Below are 15,257 nucleotides of genomic sequence, written 5' to 3' on the forward strand. Positions count from 1 at the left end.
TGGCGGGCGGGAGGGGAAGGGGCCTCGTTGGGGCCCCAACCTCGCAAGTCCTCAGATTTCCGTGAAGAGCTCCTGGATGTCCTGCTCCGTGAGCGTCCGGCCCAGCTCGTCACCCTCCCCGCCGAGCACGCCAGCGGCCAGCTCCCGCTTGCGGCGCTGGAGGGCGAGGATCTTCTCCTCCACGGTGCCGCGGGTAATCAGCTTGTAGCTGATGACGGCGCGCGTCTGCCCGATGCGGTGCGTACGGTCCGTGGCCTGGTCCTCCACGGCGGGGTTCCACCACGGGTCGAAGTGGATGACGTAGTCGGCCGCGGTGAGGTTCAAGCCGGTGCCGCCCGCCTTGAGGGAGATGAAGAAGAGCGGCGGACCGTCCGGGTTGTTGTACTCGTCCACCTTGCCCATGCGGTCCTTGGTGCGACCGTCCAGGTAGAGGTAGCGCAGGCCCTTCTTGTCCGCCTCCTGCTTCAGCAGCTCCAGCATCTCCGTGAACTGGCTGAAGACGAGCGCGCGGTGGCCTTCCGCCACCAGGTCCTCCACCAGTTGGAGGAAGCGCTCCACCTTCGCGCTGGGCGGCATCAGGGTGCCGGGCGGCATCTTGAGCAGGCGCGGATCGCAGCACACCTGACGTAGGCGCATCAGCGCGGCCAGAATCGACACGCGGCTGCGCTTGAAGCCCACCTTCTCGATGCTCTCGTGCACCTTGCGGCGGCTCTCCTCCAGCACCTCGCGATAGAGCGCGGCCTGACCGGGCTCCATCTCGCACCAGGCGACGCTCTCCGTCTTCGGCGGCAGGTCCTTGGCCACCTCCGTCTTCAGGCGACGCAGGATGAAGGGCTGGATGCGGCGGCGCAGCCGGTCCTTCGCGGTGCTGTCGTTGGCCACCTGGATGGGCTGCTCGTAGCGGTCCCCGAAGCCATCCGAGCTGCCGAGGAAGCCCGGCATCAGGAAGTCGAAGATGCTCCAGAGCTCCGACAGGCGGTTCTCCAGCGGCGTACCGGTGAGCGCCAGACGCGTCTCGCTGGGGAGCGCCTTGCACGCCTGCGCGGTGGCGCTGCCCGCGTTCTTGATGTTCTGCGCCTCGTCCAGAATGACGTAGCGGAAGCCCACCTGGGACAGCTGGTCCAAGTCACGGCGGACCAGCGCGTAGGACGTGAGGACCAGGTCCATGCCCTTCAGGTCCTCCGCCCGCTCCTTGCGGTCCTGACCGTGCCACACCATCGTCTTGAGGCCCGGCGTGAAGCGCTCGGCCTCGCGCTCCCAGTTGGCCAGCACGCTGGTGGGCGCCACCACGAGCGACGGCTTGCGCCCCTCGTCGTTGGCCACCTTCTGCATCAGGCTGAGCGACTGGATGGTCTTCCCCAGACCCATGTCGTCCGCGAGGATGCCGGACAGGCCGTGCCGGCGCAGGAACCAGAGCCAGGACAGGCCCGCCTCCTGGTAGTGGCGCAGCGTGGCCTGGAGTCCCTCGGGGACGCCCACCTTCGGCACGCCCGCCGACTCGCGCAGCTCCATCATGGCCTGCCGCGCCTTGGCCTCCACCTCGGTGAACTCCCCCAGGTCCGCCAGCAGGTCCAACGCAACGGCCTGGTGCAGCGGCAGCCGCGTGCGCGAGCGGCCCGGCAGCGCGCCGGCTTCCTCCAGCAGGTCCGCCACGCGCTTGATTTCGACGGGGTCCGCCTCCGCGAAGGTGCCGTCCTTCAGGGGGACGAAGCGGCGGCCGGAGTCCAGCCACATGCGCACCGCGCCCAGGTCCACGGCCTGGTCGTCGGTGACGAACTCCGCATCCAGGTCGAACCACTGCACGCCGCTCATGCCCACGCGGATGCGCGGCTTGAGCTTGGGACGCAGGCGCACCTTGGGGGCCTGCACGCCAAAGCGCTCCCACTCCTCGGGGAGCGAGGCCAGGCCCCGGGCCCAGAACTCCAGCGCGATGTCGGCCGTGGCGTCGAAGACCTGCGACTGCGGCTCGAAGCGCAGGCCCAGGTCCAGCAGCAGCTTGCCTGCGCCGCGCTCCAGCTCCTCGCGACGGCGGTACAGCTTGCGGCTGTCCCCGCCCACGCCGCTGGCGTAGCCCAGGTGCGTGGCCGTGGGGGACACCGGCACCGTCGTCTGGCCGTACTTGGCGGCCAGCTGCACCTTCACGCGCTCGGGGTTGCCTTCCAGCGTGAGCATGAAGCGAGGCTCCACGGCCTCGTCCACGTCGATGTCGTCCGCCTTCAACGCCATGCGGAAGCGCGGCAGGTGCGCGGCGAAGAAGGTCAGCACCCGGTCCAGCTGCCCCGTGGGGAAGGACATGCTGGGCTCGAGCAGCCACTTGCGCAGCAGCCGCGGCGGGAAGTCCGGCTCCACCGGGTGCAGGTTCTGGCCCTGGATGACCCAGGTGCGCCGGCCCGACAGGAGGATGACGTCCTTGAGCGCGTAGCTCGCGTTGTCCGGGAAGAGCAGCTCGATGCGCGCGGTGGCGCCGTCCGGGCGGGACTCCAGATGAATCTGGGGCCGCACCGGCACCTCGGTGTTGATGAGCGCCGTGCCACGGTAGATGACGCGGCGGTGGCGCAAGAGCTCCAGCGCCTCGCTCAGCTCCTCGTCGGACAGGACCAGGCGCGAGTCATAGCGGTGCTCATGGCGAGACAGCTGCATGAAGACGCGCTCGTCCGCGGGGGAGATGCGGCCCCCCGTCTGCAGCAGCCGCTTGACGTGGATGGGCCCCTTCGTCTGCGCGTCCTGCCGGCGCACGTCGATGATCCACTGCCGGGTGCTGCCGTTCCCCGTACTGGCGGCCGTGAGGCGGTAGAAGAACTCGTAGTCGGGCTGAGAAGACAGACCGAGCCAGCTCTCCACCTTGGCCAGGGCCGGGAGGCTGACCGGGTCGCCGCTCGACGGCACCGGCTCCACATGGGGCTCGTCATCGACGACGGCTTCCTTCGGCTCGGGAGCGGCGGCGACGGGTTCGGCCGGGCGAGGCGCGGGCGGGCCGGGCGGACGGAAGCGCGCGGCGTAGATGAGCGCCGCGGCCACCACGTGCTTGCAGTGGGGGCCTTCGACGTTCCACGACGGGCAGGTACAGGTCGACGTGGCTCGGCCATTCCCCAGATGCAGGGCCGTCTGATACCGCTCACCGGACGAACCGGCGACCTGGGCGCTGATGCGGTCCCCTTCACGATTGAGGCCGAAGACGCGGCGCGACTCCGCCACCTCTCGCCCCTGCTTGAAGGTCGTGGGTTGAACTTCGGCCTTCAGGGCACGGAGCCACTGGGTGTCCTGAGGCGGGAGGATCTCTCGGATATCGGCGGTGGATTGCACGGCTGGCACAGGCCCCAGGCTCCAAATCGCCAGGGAACCCGTTGAACTACCACAGCAACGAGGCTCCCGGTCGCGGGAAAAATCAATGCGTCCGCCAGCAGAATCCACCGCTGGCATCAAGCTGTGAGAGCATCAACCCCCGCCATGGCCCGGACCGTCCGCTTTCGCGCCTCCGATACCCGCCTGCGCTTCTGGAAGGCGTCCGGCGCGCCGAGCCGACGCGCCGCCCCTCTCCCCAGAGGCGGGACGCCCCCGTGAGGCCATTCCGCTGGGCGAATGCTCCCCGCGGGCAGGGGGCCGTCTCCATGGCGGCAGGGCAGGAGGCCATCCGAGCCTCCCGTCCCCGGGTCCTCCCCTTCCCCGCCCCACCGTTTTTCATCCCCCCGCTGGAGCGCACGCCATGAACCCGCCCGTCCCGAGCCTGACCGACACCACCCTCGTCGCCGACCTGAATGCCCGGCTCCGGGACGTGCCGGACTTCCCCAAGCCCGGCATCGTCTTCAAGGACATCACCCCCGTGCTGGCGGACCCGCGCCTGTTCGGCCGCGTCATCAACGCCATGTCGGCGCCCTTCCGGGGCCAGCACGTCACGAAGGTGGTGGGCGTGGAGGCCCGAGGCTTCCTGCTGGGCGCCCCCATCGCGCTGGCGCTCAACGCGGGCTTCGTGCCGGCGCGAAAGCCTGGGAAGCTGCCTCACCGCTCGGTGGTGGAGCGCTACTCGCTGGAGTACGGCTCCGACGGCGTGGAGATGCACGAGGACGCCATCCTCCAGGGGGAGCGGGTGCTCGTCGTCGATGACGTGCTGGCCACGGGAGGCACGGCGGAGGCCACCGCGAAGCTCGTGTCCCGGCTCGGCGGCGAGCTGGTGGGCTTCAGCTTCCTCCTCAGCCTGGACTTCCTCGAAGGCCCCAACCGCCTCGGGCGCGAGCGCGTGACGACGCTGCTGACCTTCTGATTGGTGCGTGCCAACCGCGAAGCGCTCCGGCATCTCCCACCGGAGCGCGACGCCGCGCTCGGACGACGGCACGCCCACGGGGATGAGCGGCGAGCAACCTTCAGTCGCCTGTGAACGTCTCCCGCAGGGGTCATCCCGGGAAATCAGGGGCGGGATACTGGGCGAAACACGAATTAGTTGAGACAGCGACCCTCCGCCCGGCCGGAACGGCCCCTGCCGTGTTGCCTGCTGACATGCGGGCCGGGCCTGCGCACCCTCCAGCGAGAACCAACCAACGCTTCCACGGAGGGGACGACATGCCGGAAGTACACACTCGCGGCGGCGCCCGCATCCGCTACGACGACGCGGGTCAAGGCGAGCCCGCGCTTCTCTTCATCCCAGGGTGGTGCACCACCCGAGCGAGCTTCCAGAAGCTGATACCCCGCTGCTCCGCCTTCCGCCGAGTCCTGTCCGTGGACCTCCGGGGGCACGGCGAGTCCGAAGGTGGAGGCGCCGACTTCGACAGCACCACGGTGCTGGAGGACCTGCTCGCGGTCGTGGAGGCCAGCGGCGCGCGGCACATCGTCCCCGTGGCCATGTCCCACGCGGGCTGGTGGGCGCTCGACCTGCGACGGGCGTTGGGCCCTGCGCGTGTGCCGCGGATGGTGCTGCTGGACTGGATTGCCACCGAGCCCACCCCGGCCTTCCTCCGCGCCGTGCGCGGGCTCCAGACGGAGCGCTGGAGCCAGGTGCGAGACAGCCTGCTCCAGGGCTGGATGGAGGGCTCGACGACGACGCCATCCGCCGCTTCGTGCGCGACGACATGGGGGCGTTCGACGAAGCCATGTGGGCCCGGGCCGGGCGGGAGATTGAAGCGGCCTACGCCCGCGAGGGCTCTCCACTGCGAGCGCTCGCGGCGCTGGAACCCATGCCACTCACGATGCACCTGTACGCGCGGCCGGAGTCACACGACTACCTGGCGGCGCAGGTGGACTTCGGCGTGGAGCATCCGGGCTTTCACGTGCTGAAGCTCCCCGCCACCAGCCACTTCCCGGCGCTGGAGGTGCCGGCGATGGTGGCCGCGGGCATCGAGGCGCTCGTCTCAGCGCGAGAGGTCCCCATCCACGCGGACGCCGTTCCGGCCTGAGGCGGCGCGGGGACTACCGCAGTCCCAGGGCTTCCTTCATGCCATCGGTGCGCTCCCGGGCGCGCCGCATGGCGATGCGGTTGAGCTCGGGGTCCACGGGCAGCGGCATCCACGCCAGGTACCGGGCACCGGCCCCGCCTTCTTTGGACTGCCCGCTCGCGACGACCATCGTCCGGTGCTGAAAGGCCTCTTCCCAGGGGCCGCACCCCGACATGGAGAACTTCTGCACGGTGTCGTCCTTCGCCTGCGTCCAGGCGATGCAGGGGAATTCGGAGCAGTCCACCGCCACCACGTCGAGCCCCATGCCGCACTCGTTGGCGGCGCGAAAGGCCACACGCTCGAAGCCCTTCGGCGTGAAGGGCTCCGGCAGCTCGGGCGCGAAGGCGAGAGGCCGGTCTTCGGGCGCCGTGTCCTTCTCGCGCGCCGTGTCCTTCTCGCGCGCAGCCGGGACAGCCGCAGCGGGTTCCGGAAGCCTGCGAAGCACGGTGGATTCACGCGCCGCCGAGGGCGCTGTCACGGCAGCCTCCCGCCTCGGCGCCTCCGCCGGACGCGGTGCGGCGCGCGCATCGGACGGAGTGGGTGCGACGACGGTGGGCGCCTGGACGGCGGCATCCCCTGCCGGCACCTGCGAAGTGACGGAGTCCCTGCTGAACCAGACCCCGGCGGAGAATGCCAGGGCCACGACGAGCCCCCACAGCGCGAAGCGAAGCAGTTTCATGGCCCCACCTCATTCATCGAGGATGAACTTCACCGGGTGCCCCGCCGCGCCGAAATAGCCCGCGGGCACGTCCTTGGCGGGAACGAGCGTGAGCGCCGCTCCCTTCTTCTTGAGGACCCCTCGCTTCAGGGGCGTGTTCTTTCCCGGCAGCCCCACGGAGACCTCATAGGTTCCGGAGTCACTGCGAGTCGCCTGCAGGCGCAATGCACCCTTCCAGTCGGGCCAGCGCACCTGGACCTCGCTTCCAGACTCGACTCGGAGGGCATTGGCCCCCCCGGCCAGCCTGCACCAGCAAGGCGACCATCTTCGCGTCGCAGAAAGCGGGCGGGTCATTGGGGCCGCACGGCGGCGGCAGGGCCCAGGTGACTCCCGGCACGCCCAGGCAGAGTCCCACCAGGAATCCAGACAGCACCACGACGCGGCGGCGACGGGCGGTTCGTGTCATGCGCTCCACGCTAGCAGCGCCTTGGGGTCCTTCCACATTCGGGCCGTCGCCCCCAGGGGCAGGTGGGATTGACGCCCTTGCCTGCCCTGTTTATAAGTTGGTCAAATAACCAATAAACACACCGCCATGCCCCGTCCATCCAACACCGAGGAGCGCCGTCAGCAGATTGTCGCGGGCCTGCTGAAGGTCATGTCGGAGCGCGGTTACGAGCGCGCGTCCGTGAGCGAAATCGCGAAGGCGGCGGGGTTGAGCCCGGGGCTGGTGCACTACCACTTCAGCGGCAAGCAGGAGATTCTCCTCACGCTGGTGGAGCAGCTCGCGGCGCAGGCGCGGCAGCGGGTGGCGACGCGGCTGGAACGGGTGAAGGGCCCGGACGCCCGCGCCCGCGTGGACGCCTTCGTGGAGGCCTTCCTCGCCACGGGCGGCGACGCGGCCCCGGCGGCCGTCGCGAGCTGGGTCACCATCAGCGCGGAGGCCATCCGGCAGCCCGAGGTACGAGCCATCTACGAGCAGGTGGTGCGCGCCGACCTGGAGCACCTGACGTCGCTCGTCGCCGCCGTGGTGGGACGGCGCAAGGCGCCCGCGCTGGCGGCCGGGCTGTTCGCCGCCGTGCAGGGCTACTTCGTGCTCGCCGCCAGCGTCCCGGGACTGGTCCCCGCGGGCTCCGCCGCCAGCACGGTGAAGCGCATGGCCGCGGGGCTGCTGGACCCGGCCGGCGCGAAGGAGGACGCATGAGGACGGCCACGAAGCTGGGGCTCCTCTCCAGCCTCTACCTGTCACAGGGGCTTCCCTTCGGTTTCTTCACCCAGGCCCTGCCCGTGCTCCTGCGCCATCAGGGCCTGTCGTTGCCATCCATCGGCCTGGCGCACCTGCTGGCGCTGCCCTGGGCACTCAAGTTCCTCTGGGCCCCGCCCATGGACCGGCACGGTTCGGCGAGGTGGGGCCGGCGGCGCGGCTACATCCTGCCGCTGCAGTGCCTGTCGTCGGGGCTCCTTCTCGCGCTCGCGCTCCCCGAAGGCGGCCTGGACATGCGGCTGCTGATGGCCGCGGTGCTGGGCATCAACCTCCTGGCCGCCACGCAGGACGTGGCCACCGACGGGCTGGCGGTGGACCTGCTCGCGCCGGCCGAGCGCGGCTGGGGCAACGGCATCCAGGTGGCGGCCTACCGCGTCGGGATGATTCTGGGCGGAGGCGTGATGCTCGCTGTCTTCGACGCGGTGGGCTGGCGCCCCACGTTCCTCGCGTTGGGCACACTGCTGCTCCTGGCCACCGTGCCCGTTGCCCTCTTCCGCGAGCCCCCACCGCGCCCCCACCCGCACAGAGCCTGGGCCTGCGATGGTGGCTGAAGCGTCCGGGGGCCGGCGCGTGGCTCACGCTGCTCGTCGTCTACAAGGCAGGCGAAGCCCTGGCCACCGGGATGCTGCGCACCTTCCTGGTCGACGAGGGCCTGTCGCTGACGGCCATCGGTTGGCTGTTGGGCGGCGTGGGCTTCACCGCGGGACTCGTGGGGGCGCTGCTGGGAGGCGGTCTGGTGGTGCGGCTCGGACGGCGACGGGCGTTGCTCGTCTTCGGAGGCATCCAGGCCGGCGCGGTGCTGCTCTACGCACTGGCGGCTCGAGGCCCCACGTCCCTGCCCCTGCTCACCCTCGTCTGCGGCGTCGAGTACGCGGCCAGCGGCATGGCCACCGCGGCCGTCTTCACCGCGATGATGGACGCCTGCCGGCCGGACCACGCCGCCACGGACTACACCGTGCAGGCGTCCCTGGTGGTGCTGGCCACGGGCGCCGCCGCCGCGCTGAGTGGCTTCAGCGCCCAGGCCCTTGGCTATGCCGGCCACTTCACGCTGGCCGCGCTCCTGTGCGCGGCGGGCACGCTGTACGCCGCCCTCACCTTCCACCCGCCCCGGAGCCGGCCTCCGAGGCCGCTCCCGAGGTGTCGTGATGACCATCGCCGTCTACGCCGGCAGCTTCGACCCCGTCACCGCCGGCCACATGTCCGTCGTCCGGCAAGCGGCCCGCCTCTTCGGCCACGTCGTCGTGGTGGTGGCCGTCAACCCGGACAAGGAGAGCCTGCTGTCCGCCGACGAGCGCGTGGACCTCCTGCGCGAAGCCGTGGCGCACCACCCCAACGTCACCGTGGCCCGCACGCAGGGGCTCATCGTCGACTTCGCGCGGGACATTGGCGCCAGCGTCCTGCTGCGCGGCGTGCGCGGTGCCACGGATGCCCAGTTCGAAACGACGCTGGCGCAGAACAACCGCGCGCTGGCGCCCGAGCTGTCCACCCTCTTCCTCCCAGCCGAAGCCCACCTGGCCGAGGTGAGCAGCAGCGGACTCAAGGCGCGCGTGGCGCGCGGCGAGGACGTTTCCGCCTTCTGTCCACCGGCCGTCGCGGCGAAGCTTCGGGAGCGACTCGACCCTTCCCTCCGGAGCCTGCCTTGAGCCTGTCCTTCATCACCCTTGGCATCGGCGACGCCTTCTCCGCCCTGCGCTATTCGTCCTGTTTCGCCGTGGAGGCGGAGGACCAGGTCCTACTCGTGGACTGCCCGCATCCCATCCGGAAGATGATGCGCGAGGCGTCCGAGTCCTCCGGCGTGCCCCTGGACGCGGACCGCGTCAGCGCCGTGGCCCTCACCCACCTGCACGCGGACCACGCGTCGGGCCTGGAGAGCCTGGGCTACTTCTCCTTCTTCGTGTTGCAGCGGAAGCTGGAGGTGCTGGCCCACCCCGCCGTCGCGGACCGGCTGTGGGAAGGCAACCTGGCCGCGGGCATGGAGTGCCTCATCGAGCGGCGCGGGGAGCCCCCCAACGACAAGCACTTCGAGGACTACTTCGACCACACGCCGCTCTCCACGGAGACCGCCGTTCGGCACGGCCCCTTTCTCATCGAGAGCCGGATGACGTACCACCACGTGCCCACCACCGCGCTGCGCATCCACGCGGGGGGCCGCTGCCTGGGGTACAGCGCGGACACCGCCTTCGACGAGGGCCTCATCGACTGGCTCTCCAAGGCGGACCTCATCATCCACGAGACGAACTACGGCGTGCACACGCCCTACGAGAAGCTGGCGGCGCTGCCCGCCGAGCTGCGCGCCCGGATGCGGCTCATCCACTACCCGGATGACTTCGACACCAGCGCGAGCGTCATCGAACCGCTCGCGCAGGGCCGGCGCTACAACGTCTGAAGCGCGAACGAGCGCCCGGGAGACTCCACCCCGGGCGCCCGGTGCCGTCAGGCGCTACTGCGAGAAGATGACCAGCGAGTAGGGACCGATGGCGAACGACGCGTTGTGCGACAGGCCGTCCTTCGCGCCACTGTAGGCCACGGTGTCAATCGACGCCGTGTTGCCGAAATCGCCCGAGTACCCGTTCCAGTCGCTGTTGAAGCGCGCGTACCACATGCCCCCGCGCGGGAAGCCGATGTTGTAGCTGGGGAAGTACGTGCCGCTGAAGTTGGCGACGATGACGACGTCATCCCCAGGCCCGCCGTTCTCCCAACGGTGGTACGCAATCACCTTGCCGCTGTTGTTGACGTGGTGGACGTTGACGTTGCCGCCGCGCAGGCCGCGCGTGTTGTTGAACCAGTTGCGGCGCAGACGGATGAGGTCGCGGTACAGCGTCCGGATGCCGCTGTAAGTGCTGTTCTTGCCCCAGTCCACGGGGTCCGTGTCCTGGAAGTAGCCGTCCTCGAGGAACTCCTGGCCCTGGAAAATCATCGGGATGCCAGGCGAGGTGAAGACGACGCCCGCCGCCAGCGTGGAGCGCTTCTTGGCGGCCCAGCTGCCCGCGTTGCCCGGCCAGATCTCCTCCGGGACGCGCGCCTTGCCGTTGGCCACCTCGTCGTGGCTCTCCGAGTAGATGACGCGCGCGGTGTGCCGTCCGCTGTAGCGCTGGGTGATGGCGTTGCGCACCGAGTTCATGTCACGGCCGCTGTCGTTCGACGCGATGACCGCCGCGCGGATGGCATGCACGAAGTCGCCGCCCCACTGCGAGTCGAAGCCCGCGCCGCCCGAGGTGTCGGACGTGGCGTCGTTGGTGATGGAGTCACCACCGCCGAAGTCCTCGGCGATGCTGATCTTCCACGGCTGCGTGGCGTTGATTTCGCGGTTGATGGAGCGGAACACGCGCCACGCGTCGGGGATGGCGGTGGTGTCGCTGCCATTCTGCGTGCGCATGTACTTGGTGGCGTCCCAGCGCAGACCGTCACCCCGGAAGGAATGGGTGAGGTTCATCATCGAGTCGCGAATGTACGCGAGGACCTCGGGGCGGCCGTAGTCCGGGCGGGTGTCGCCCCACGGCGTGCTCTTGCGCCAGTCATTGTAGAAGTACTCGCCGCCCGAGCCCAGGCAGTCGCCGCTGAAGCACCACATGGGCAGGTCGCTGGGGCCATAGTGGTTGTGCACCACGTCGAAGATGACGCCGATGCCACGCATGTGCGCCTCGTCCACGAAGCGCTTCATGTCGTTGGGGTGCCCGTAGGCGCTCTCCGGCGCGAACGGGAAGGCGGCGTTGTAGCCCCAGGAGAAGTCACCGGCGAACTCGTACGCGGGCATGACCTTGATCATGTTCGCGCCCAGGTCCCGGACGTGGTCGAGCCTGGCAATCGCGCTGTTCCAGTTGCCAGGGCCGAAGCCGGGCGAGTCGTGGAACGTGCCGACGTGCATCTCGTAGATGATCATCTCGTTGAAGCCAGGGCTGCTGTACTGCTGCGCGTTCCACCAGTACTCGCCGTGGTCGTAGATGATGCTGGAGCCGGTGGAGTTCTCCTGCCACGCCGAGCGGGGGTCCGCCCGCCACGCGTCGCTGCCCCACTGGTTGCGGGTGATGAACTTGTACTTCTGGCCCTTCACCGCGCCCGCCACATCGCCGGAGAAGTTGCCGTTGAACTCGTTGCCCAGCTCAATCCAGGTGCCCCAGCCGTTGAAATCGCCGGAGACGAACACCCGGCTCGCCATCGGCGCCCAGACGCGGAACGTGGTGCCACCCGCATAGACGCTGGCGCCCATGCCGGGCCGCGTGGACGAGCTGAGCTGCTGGCTGATGACCGCCGTCTCTTCCGCGGAACCTCGCGGCGCTTCGAGCGCGGACTCCCCACAGCCGGCAATCACACCCGCCAGCAGGAGCGCACGCCACCTGTTGCTGTGCCTCATGGATGACAACCTCCCTTGGTCAGGGAGCGTCCTAGCAACCGGCGCAAATCCCGTGCAAACGGCTCTGCACGGAATCTGTAATTTTCCACCACAACTCAGCGCGTCAAACGTATCCACCGGCACACCTGCCCCCCTGTGAGACACGCGCGTGAAGTTCCCGGTGCTCGCCATCGACGCATGAGTGCGATACGCCCCACACGTTGCGCCCCACCCAGGGAGCGCGCTGGGGAGAGCGACGTACGATGACGAAGAAGACAGCGCTGGCCCGACGTGAGGCCCTGCTCGCGTTGGCCGCGGTCCTTGCCAGCGGATGCGCCACGAGCGCCCCCTCCCCCACGCCCGCACCGCCTTCCGGCACGGTGCGCCTGACGCTCCTTCACCTGGCGGACGTCTACCAGGTCCAGGCCGTCGAGGAAGGAAGGGGGGGCATGGCCCGCGCCGCCACGCTGCGCAAGCAGGTGCTTCGTGAGAGCCCCCACGTCCTGACGCTGATGGGGGGCGACACGCTGTCTCCGTCCGTGGAGTCGCTGGTGGAGGTGGACGGCAAGGCGCTCAAGGGCCGGCACATGGTGGACGCGTGGAATGCGTTCGGCCTGGACTACGCGGTGCTGGGCAACCACGAGTTCGACTTCGGCGACGATGTCCTGCGTGAGCGCATCCGCGAGTCCCGCTTCACGTGGCTCGGGGCCAACGTGCGGGACACGAAGTCCGGGGGCCTCTTCGCGGGGGTCCAGGCCTCCGCGGTGCGGGAGTTGGGCGGCATCAAGCTGGGCCTCTTCGGCGTGGTGCTCCAGGAGACGAAGGCCACCACGAAGGCCGGCAAGGACACGCTCTTCGGAGACGTCTGCGAGGCGGCCCGGGGCGAGGTGGCGAAGCTGCGCGAGGCCGGCGCCCAGGTGGTGGTGGCCCTCACCCACCTGACGGCGGACCAGGACCGGGCGCTCACCCGCTGCGTCAAGGTGGACGCGGTGCTCGGGGGCATGACCACGAGGCGCTGGAGGACCGCAGCACGGGCACGCCCATCTTCAAGGTGGCGGCGGACGCGGTGGACCTGGGCCGGCTCACGCTGGACGTGGACGCGGCGACGGCCACGGTGCGCCAGGTGACGTGGCAGACGCTGCCGGTGACGCGGCAGGTGCCGGAGGACGCGGCCTTCAACGCGGCCATGCAGCCCTATGCCGCGCTGTTCAGCCAGTTGTCCGAGCACGTGGGCCGCTCTCCCGTGGCCCTGGAGGCGCGGGCCGCGCTGGTGCGCACCCAGGAGACGAACCTGGGCTCGTTCGTCGCGGATGCGTTCCGCGCGGCGGCCAGGGCGGACGTGGCGCTGGTCAACGCCGGGGCGCTGCGCGCGGACGCGGTGCTGCCCGCGGGTGGAGTCACCCGGCGGGATTTGCACGCCATCCTTCCATACGCGGATGAGCTGGTGGTGCTGGAGGTGAAGGGGGACACGCTGCGCGCGGCGCTGGAGAACGGCGTCAGCCTCAGCCGCGAGGACTCACGGCCGGGCCGCTTTCCGCAGGTGTCCGGGATGGAGTTCACCTTCGATTCGGACCGGCCCGCCGGACAGCGGGTGCTGGGCGTGAAGGTGGGCGGCAGGCCGTTGGACAAGGCAGCCACGTACCGGCTGGCGACGCTGAGCTTCCTCGCCAGCGGCAAGGACGGCTACGACATGCTGCGGAACCAGCCGTCTACGCCGGCCAGGGTGACGGGTAACTCGCCCCTGGACGTGCTGGCGGAGGCGTTCCGCACCGGCACGCCGTCGCCGCATGCCCAGGCGGATGGCCGTATCTCCCGGCTCGGCACGGGCGCCCTGGCGCCCGACGCGCGTCAGCCGCCCGCGCCGCTGAAGTAGGACGGGGCGCGGCGCTCAAGGCGCCGTCCAGCCTCGCACGCGATACACCACACGCCCCGCCAGCTCGCGCAGGGCGTCGGTGCTCAGGTTGAGGGCCCCAGACCTCGGCAACCAGCTCATGCGCCGCAGCGGCGTGTTCGACGCCCGCGAGTCCACCGGCAACAGGTCCGGACGCAGCCCCACCGCCGCGAAGCAACCCGCGGCGCGCGGCATGTGCGCGGCGCTCGTCACCAGCAGCAGGGACTTCCACCCTCGCGCCTGGATGATGCGTGCGGACTCCACCGCGTTCTCCCGTGTATTGCGGCTGCGCCCTTCCGTGACGATGCGCTCCCGCGGAATCCCCCACTGCTGGAGCTGCCGGAGCAGCACGTCCGCCTCCACCACCGCCTCGGGCCTCGGGTCCAGCGAACCGCCGGAGATGAGCACCTGCCGAGCCCGACCCTCGCGCAGCAGCTCGAAGCCCCGCAGCACCCGCTCCGCCGCCGCGTTGTACTCCGGCACGCCGGTACGCTCCGTGGCGGCCGGATCCAACCCGCCTCCCAGGACGATGACGGCGTCATACGTGGCCCCCGGCTGGAAGGATCGCACCGCCCCCGCCTCCGTCGCCCGCATCAGCCCCATGGCCACCGGCTCGATGGAGAAGGCGTACAACACCACGCCGCCCAGCACACTCAGCACCCGCGACAGCCGCTCACGTCGCCGCCGCAGCGCCCAGGCCACCAGCCACAGCAGCAGCGCCCAGGAGAGCGGCGCCAGCAGCAGGTCCAGCACCTTCGACAGGAAGAGGAACACGGCGCGCGGCGCCCTTCAGCGCTCGCCCCAGTGGAGCTTCTGCCGGAGGATGGAGAAGTAGGCCACCTTCGGGTTGCGCACCAGGTTCACCCGGTTGGGTGAGCGAACCACCTCGATGCAGTCCCCCCCCTGGAGCCCGTGGCCCGTCTGCCCGTCGATGGTCAGGTACGTGTCCGCCGTCTCACTGCGCAGCGTCACCCGGATGGTCCGGTCCGCCGGCACGACGATGGAGCGCTGCGTGAGGGCGTGCGAACAGATGGGCGACAGCACCGTGCAGTCCACCGACGGGTGGACGATGGGCCCCCCCGCCGACAGCGAGTACGCCGTGGAGCCGGTGGGCGTGGCCAGGATGACGCCGTCCGACTTGTAGGTCGTGATGGGGACCCCGTCGATGGACGTCTCGTGGTCGGCGATGCGCGCCAGCGCGCCCTTGTTGATGACCACGTCGTTGAGGACCTCGTCCTCGATGAGCACCCTGCCCCCGCGCAGCAGGCGGCAGGTGAGCTTCATCCGGGAATCCACCTGGAAGCGCCCCGCGAGCACCTGCTCCAGCATGGGGTACAGCTCTTCCACCGGGACTTCCGTCATGAAGCCCAGGCTGCCCAGGTTGACGCCCAGAATCGGAACCCCGCGGCCACCGAGCAGGCGCGCCGCGTAGATGAGCGTGCCGTCACCACCCAGCACCACCATCAGGTCCGCCCGGGTCACCAGCTCCCGGTCATCCACCCGCGGCCAGCCCAGCTCATGGGCCAGCGTGCGGTCCGCCAGCACCGACAGGTGGGGGTACCGCTCACGGATTTGAGCCGCGAGCGCTACCGCCTCGGGCTTGTCCCTCTTCGCGACGATTGCCAGGGTCTGCACGCAACCCCGCCTTGTAGTCCAGGAGGGCCCCGGGCGCGCATGGGAAACGCCCGGGTGCC

The 15,257-nt window shown here is 70.1% G+C and carries 15 protein-coding genes and 1 pseudogene; 10 read left to right on the forward strand and 6 right to left on the reverse strand.

Features of this window, described 5'->3' with window-relative positions; translation table 11 throughout:
- Positions 1–51: 51 nt before the first annotated feature.
- Positions 52–3,312: an SNF2-related protein gene (locus QEG98_RS29015; protein ID WP_410477858.1), complete on the reverse strand. Its 3,261-nt coding sequence runs from the start codon at positions 3,310–3,312 to the stop codon at positions 52–54.
- A 391-nt stretch (positions 3,313–3,703) separates the two neighbouring features.
- Here QEG98_RS29015 and QEG98_RS29020 point away from each other — a divergent pair, with 391 nt between their 5' ends.
- From QEG98_RS29020 to QEG98_RS29030, 3 genes are all read left to right on the forward strand, one after another.
- Positions 3,704–4,258 carry an adenine phosphoribosyltransferase gene (locus tag QEG98_RS29020; protein ID WP_316563612.1) on the forward strand — a complete coding sequence of 185 codons (555 nt, stop codon included), beginning with the start codon at positions 3,704–3,706 and terminating at the stop codon, positions 4,256–4,258.
- A 296-nt stretch (positions 4,259–4,554) separates the two neighbouring features.
- On the forward strand, positions 4,555–5,265 hold the full coding sequence (locus QEG98_RS29025) for an alpha/beta hydrolase (RefSeq protein WP_316563613.1): 711 nt from the start codon (positions 4,555–4,557) through the stop codon (positions 5,263–5,265).
- On the forward strand, positions 5,259–5,384 hold the full coding sequence (locus QEG98_RS29030; RefSeq protein WP_316563614.1) for a hypothetical protein: 126 nt from the start codon (positions 5,259–5,261) through the stop codon (positions 5,382–5,384). Before QEG98_RS29025 ends, QEG98_RS29030 begins: the two co-directional genes overlap by 7 nt.
- A gap of 13 nt (positions 5,385–5,397) precedes the next feature.
- Here the strand turns inward: QEG98_RS29030 and QEG98_RS29035 are convergent, their stop codons facing one another.
- Positions 5,398–6,102: a hypothetical protein gene (locus QEG98_RS29035; RefSeq protein ID WP_316563615.1), complete on the reverse strand. Its 705-nt coding sequence runs from the start codon at positions 6,100–6,102 to the stop codon at positions 5,398–5,400.
- 9 nt (positions 6,103–6,111) lie between these two features.
- The gene (locus tag QEG98_RS29040) at positions 6,112–6,258 is read right to left on the reverse strand and encodes a hypothetical protein (RefSeq protein ID WP_316563616.1); all 147 of its coding nucleotides are present in this window, start codon (positions 6,256–6,258) and stop codon (positions 6,112–6,114) included.
- Between the two features lie 415 nt (positions 6,259–6,673).
- Between QEG98_RS29040 and QEG98_RS29045 the strand changes: the two genes are divergently transcribed.
- The 5 genes and pseudogenes from QEG98_RS29045 (at position 6,674) to QEG98_RS29065 (ending at position 9,728) form a co-directional block, all read left to right on the forward strand.
- Positions 6,674–7,282, forward strand: a complete 609-nt coding sequence (locus tag QEG98_RS29045; protein WP_141591031.1) for a TetR family transcriptional regulator — start codon at positions 6,674–6,676, stop codon at positions 7,280–7,282.
- Positions 7,279–7,893 carry an MFS transporter gene (locus tag QEG98_RS29050; protein WP_316563617.1) on the forward strand — a complete coding sequence of 205 codons (615 nt, stop codon included), beginning with the start codon at positions 7,279–7,281 and terminating at the stop codon, positions 7,891–7,893. Before QEG98_RS29045 ends, QEG98_RS29050 begins: the two co-directional genes overlap by 4 nt.
- A 71-nt stretch (positions 7,894–7,964) precedes the next feature.
- Positions 7,965–8,444, forward strand: a pseudogene (locus QEG98_RS29055) (MFS transporter); the annotation flags it as partial.
- A 43-nt stretch (positions 8,445–8,487) separates the two neighbouring features.
- Entirely contained in the window at positions 8,488–8,985 is a 498-nt protein-coding gene (coaD, locus tag QEG98_RS29060; RefSeq protein WP_316567980.1) for a pantetheine-phosphate adenylyltransferase, read from the forward strand.
- Positions 8,982–9,728, forward strand: coding sequence for an MBL fold metallo-hydrolase (locus QEG98_RS29065; protein ID WP_316567981.1), 747 nt, complete (start codon positions 8,982–8,984; stop codon positions 9,726–9,728). Before coaD ends, QEG98_RS29065 begins: the two co-directional genes overlap by 4 nt.
- Positions 9,729–9,782: 54 nt before the next feature.
- On the opposite strand, the gene QEG98_RS29070 is transcribed toward QEG98_RS29065, so the two are convergent.
- The gene (locus QEG98_RS29070) at positions 9,783–11,693 is read right to left on the reverse strand and encodes an alpha-amylase family glycosyl hydrolase (RefSeq protein WP_316563618.1); all 1,911 of its coding nucleotides are present in this window, start codon (positions 11,691–11,693) and stop codon (positions 9,783–9,785) included.
- Positions 11,694–11,935: 242 nt separating this feature from the next.
- Here QEG98_RS29070 and QEG98_RS29075 point away from each other — a divergent pair, with 242 nt between their 5' ends.
- Together QEG98_RS29075 and QEG98_RS29080 are read left to right on the forward strand one after the other, a co-directional pair.
- On the forward strand, positions 11,936–12,799 hold the full coding sequence (locus QEG98_RS29075) for a metallophosphoesterase (protein WP_316563619.1): 864 nt from the start codon (positions 11,936–11,938) through the stop codon (positions 12,797–12,799).
- On the forward strand, positions 12,724–13,545 hold the full coding sequence (locus QEG98_RS29080; protein WP_316563620.1) for a 5'-nucleotidase: 822 nt from the start codon (positions 12,724–12,726) through the stop codon (positions 13,543–13,545). Before QEG98_RS29075 ends, QEG98_RS29080 begins: the two co-directional genes overlap by 76 nt.
- Before the next feature lie 15 nt (positions 13,546–13,560).
- On the opposite strand, the gene QEG98_RS29085 is transcribed toward QEG98_RS29080, so the two are convergent.
- Both QEG98_RS29085 and QEG98_RS29090 read right to left on the reverse strand, forming a co-directional pair.
- Entirely contained in the window at positions 13,561–14,337 is a 777-nt protein-coding gene (locus tag QEG98_RS29085) for a YdcF family protein (RefSeq protein WP_316563621.1), read from the reverse strand.
- Positions 14,338–14,352: 15 nt separating this feature from the next.
- Positions 14,353–15,198, reverse strand: coding sequence for an NAD(+)/NADH kinase (locus tag QEG98_RS29090; RefSeq protein ID WP_090490016.1), 846 nt, complete (start codon positions 15,196–15,198; stop codon positions 14,353–14,355).
- Between the last annotated feature and the right edge of the window lie 59 nt (positions 15,199–15,257).

The sequence above is a fragment of the Myxococcus sp. MxC21-1 genome (assembly GCF_032612255.1).
In the GTDB taxonomy this organism is placed as follows: Bacteria; Myxococcota; Myxococcia; order Myxococcales; family Myxococcaceae; genus Myxococcus; species Myxococcus virescens.

Bases quoted from the DNA above. Each gene is read 5' to 3' on its own strand.
- QEG98_RS29035 (WP_316563615.1), bottom strand. From the start codon at position 6,102: ATGAAACTGCTTCGCTTCGCGCTGTGGGGGCTCGTCGTGGCCCTGGCA.
- QEG98_RS29070 (WP_316563618.1), bottom strand. From the start codon at position 11,693: ATGAGGCACAGCAACAGGTGGCGTGCGCTCCTGCTGGCGGGTGTGATT.
- coaD (WP_316567980.1), top strand. From the start codon at position 8,488: ATGACCATCGCCGTCTACGCCGGCAGCTTCGACCCCGTCACCGCCGGC.
- QEG98_RS29025 (WP_316563613.1), top strand. From the start codon at position 4,555: ATGCCGGAAGTACACACTCGCGGCGGCGCCCGCATCCGCTACGACGAC.
- QEG98_RS29045 (WP_141591031.1), top strand. From the start codon at position 6,674: ATGCCCCGTCCATCCAACACCGAGGAGCGCCGTCAGCAGATTGTCGCG.
- QEG98_RS29050 (WP_316563617.1), top strand. From the start codon at position 7,279: ATGAGGACGGCCACGAAGCTGGGGCTCCTCTCCAGCCTCTACCTGTCA.
- QEG98_RS29020 (WP_316563612.1), top strand. From the start codon at position 3,704: ATGAACCCGCCCGTCCCGAGCCTGACCGACACCACCCTCGTCGCCGAC.
- QEG98_RS29075 (WP_316563619.1), top strand. From the start codon at position 11,936: ATGACGAAGAAGACAGCGCTGGCCCGACGTGAGGCCCTGCTCGCGTTG.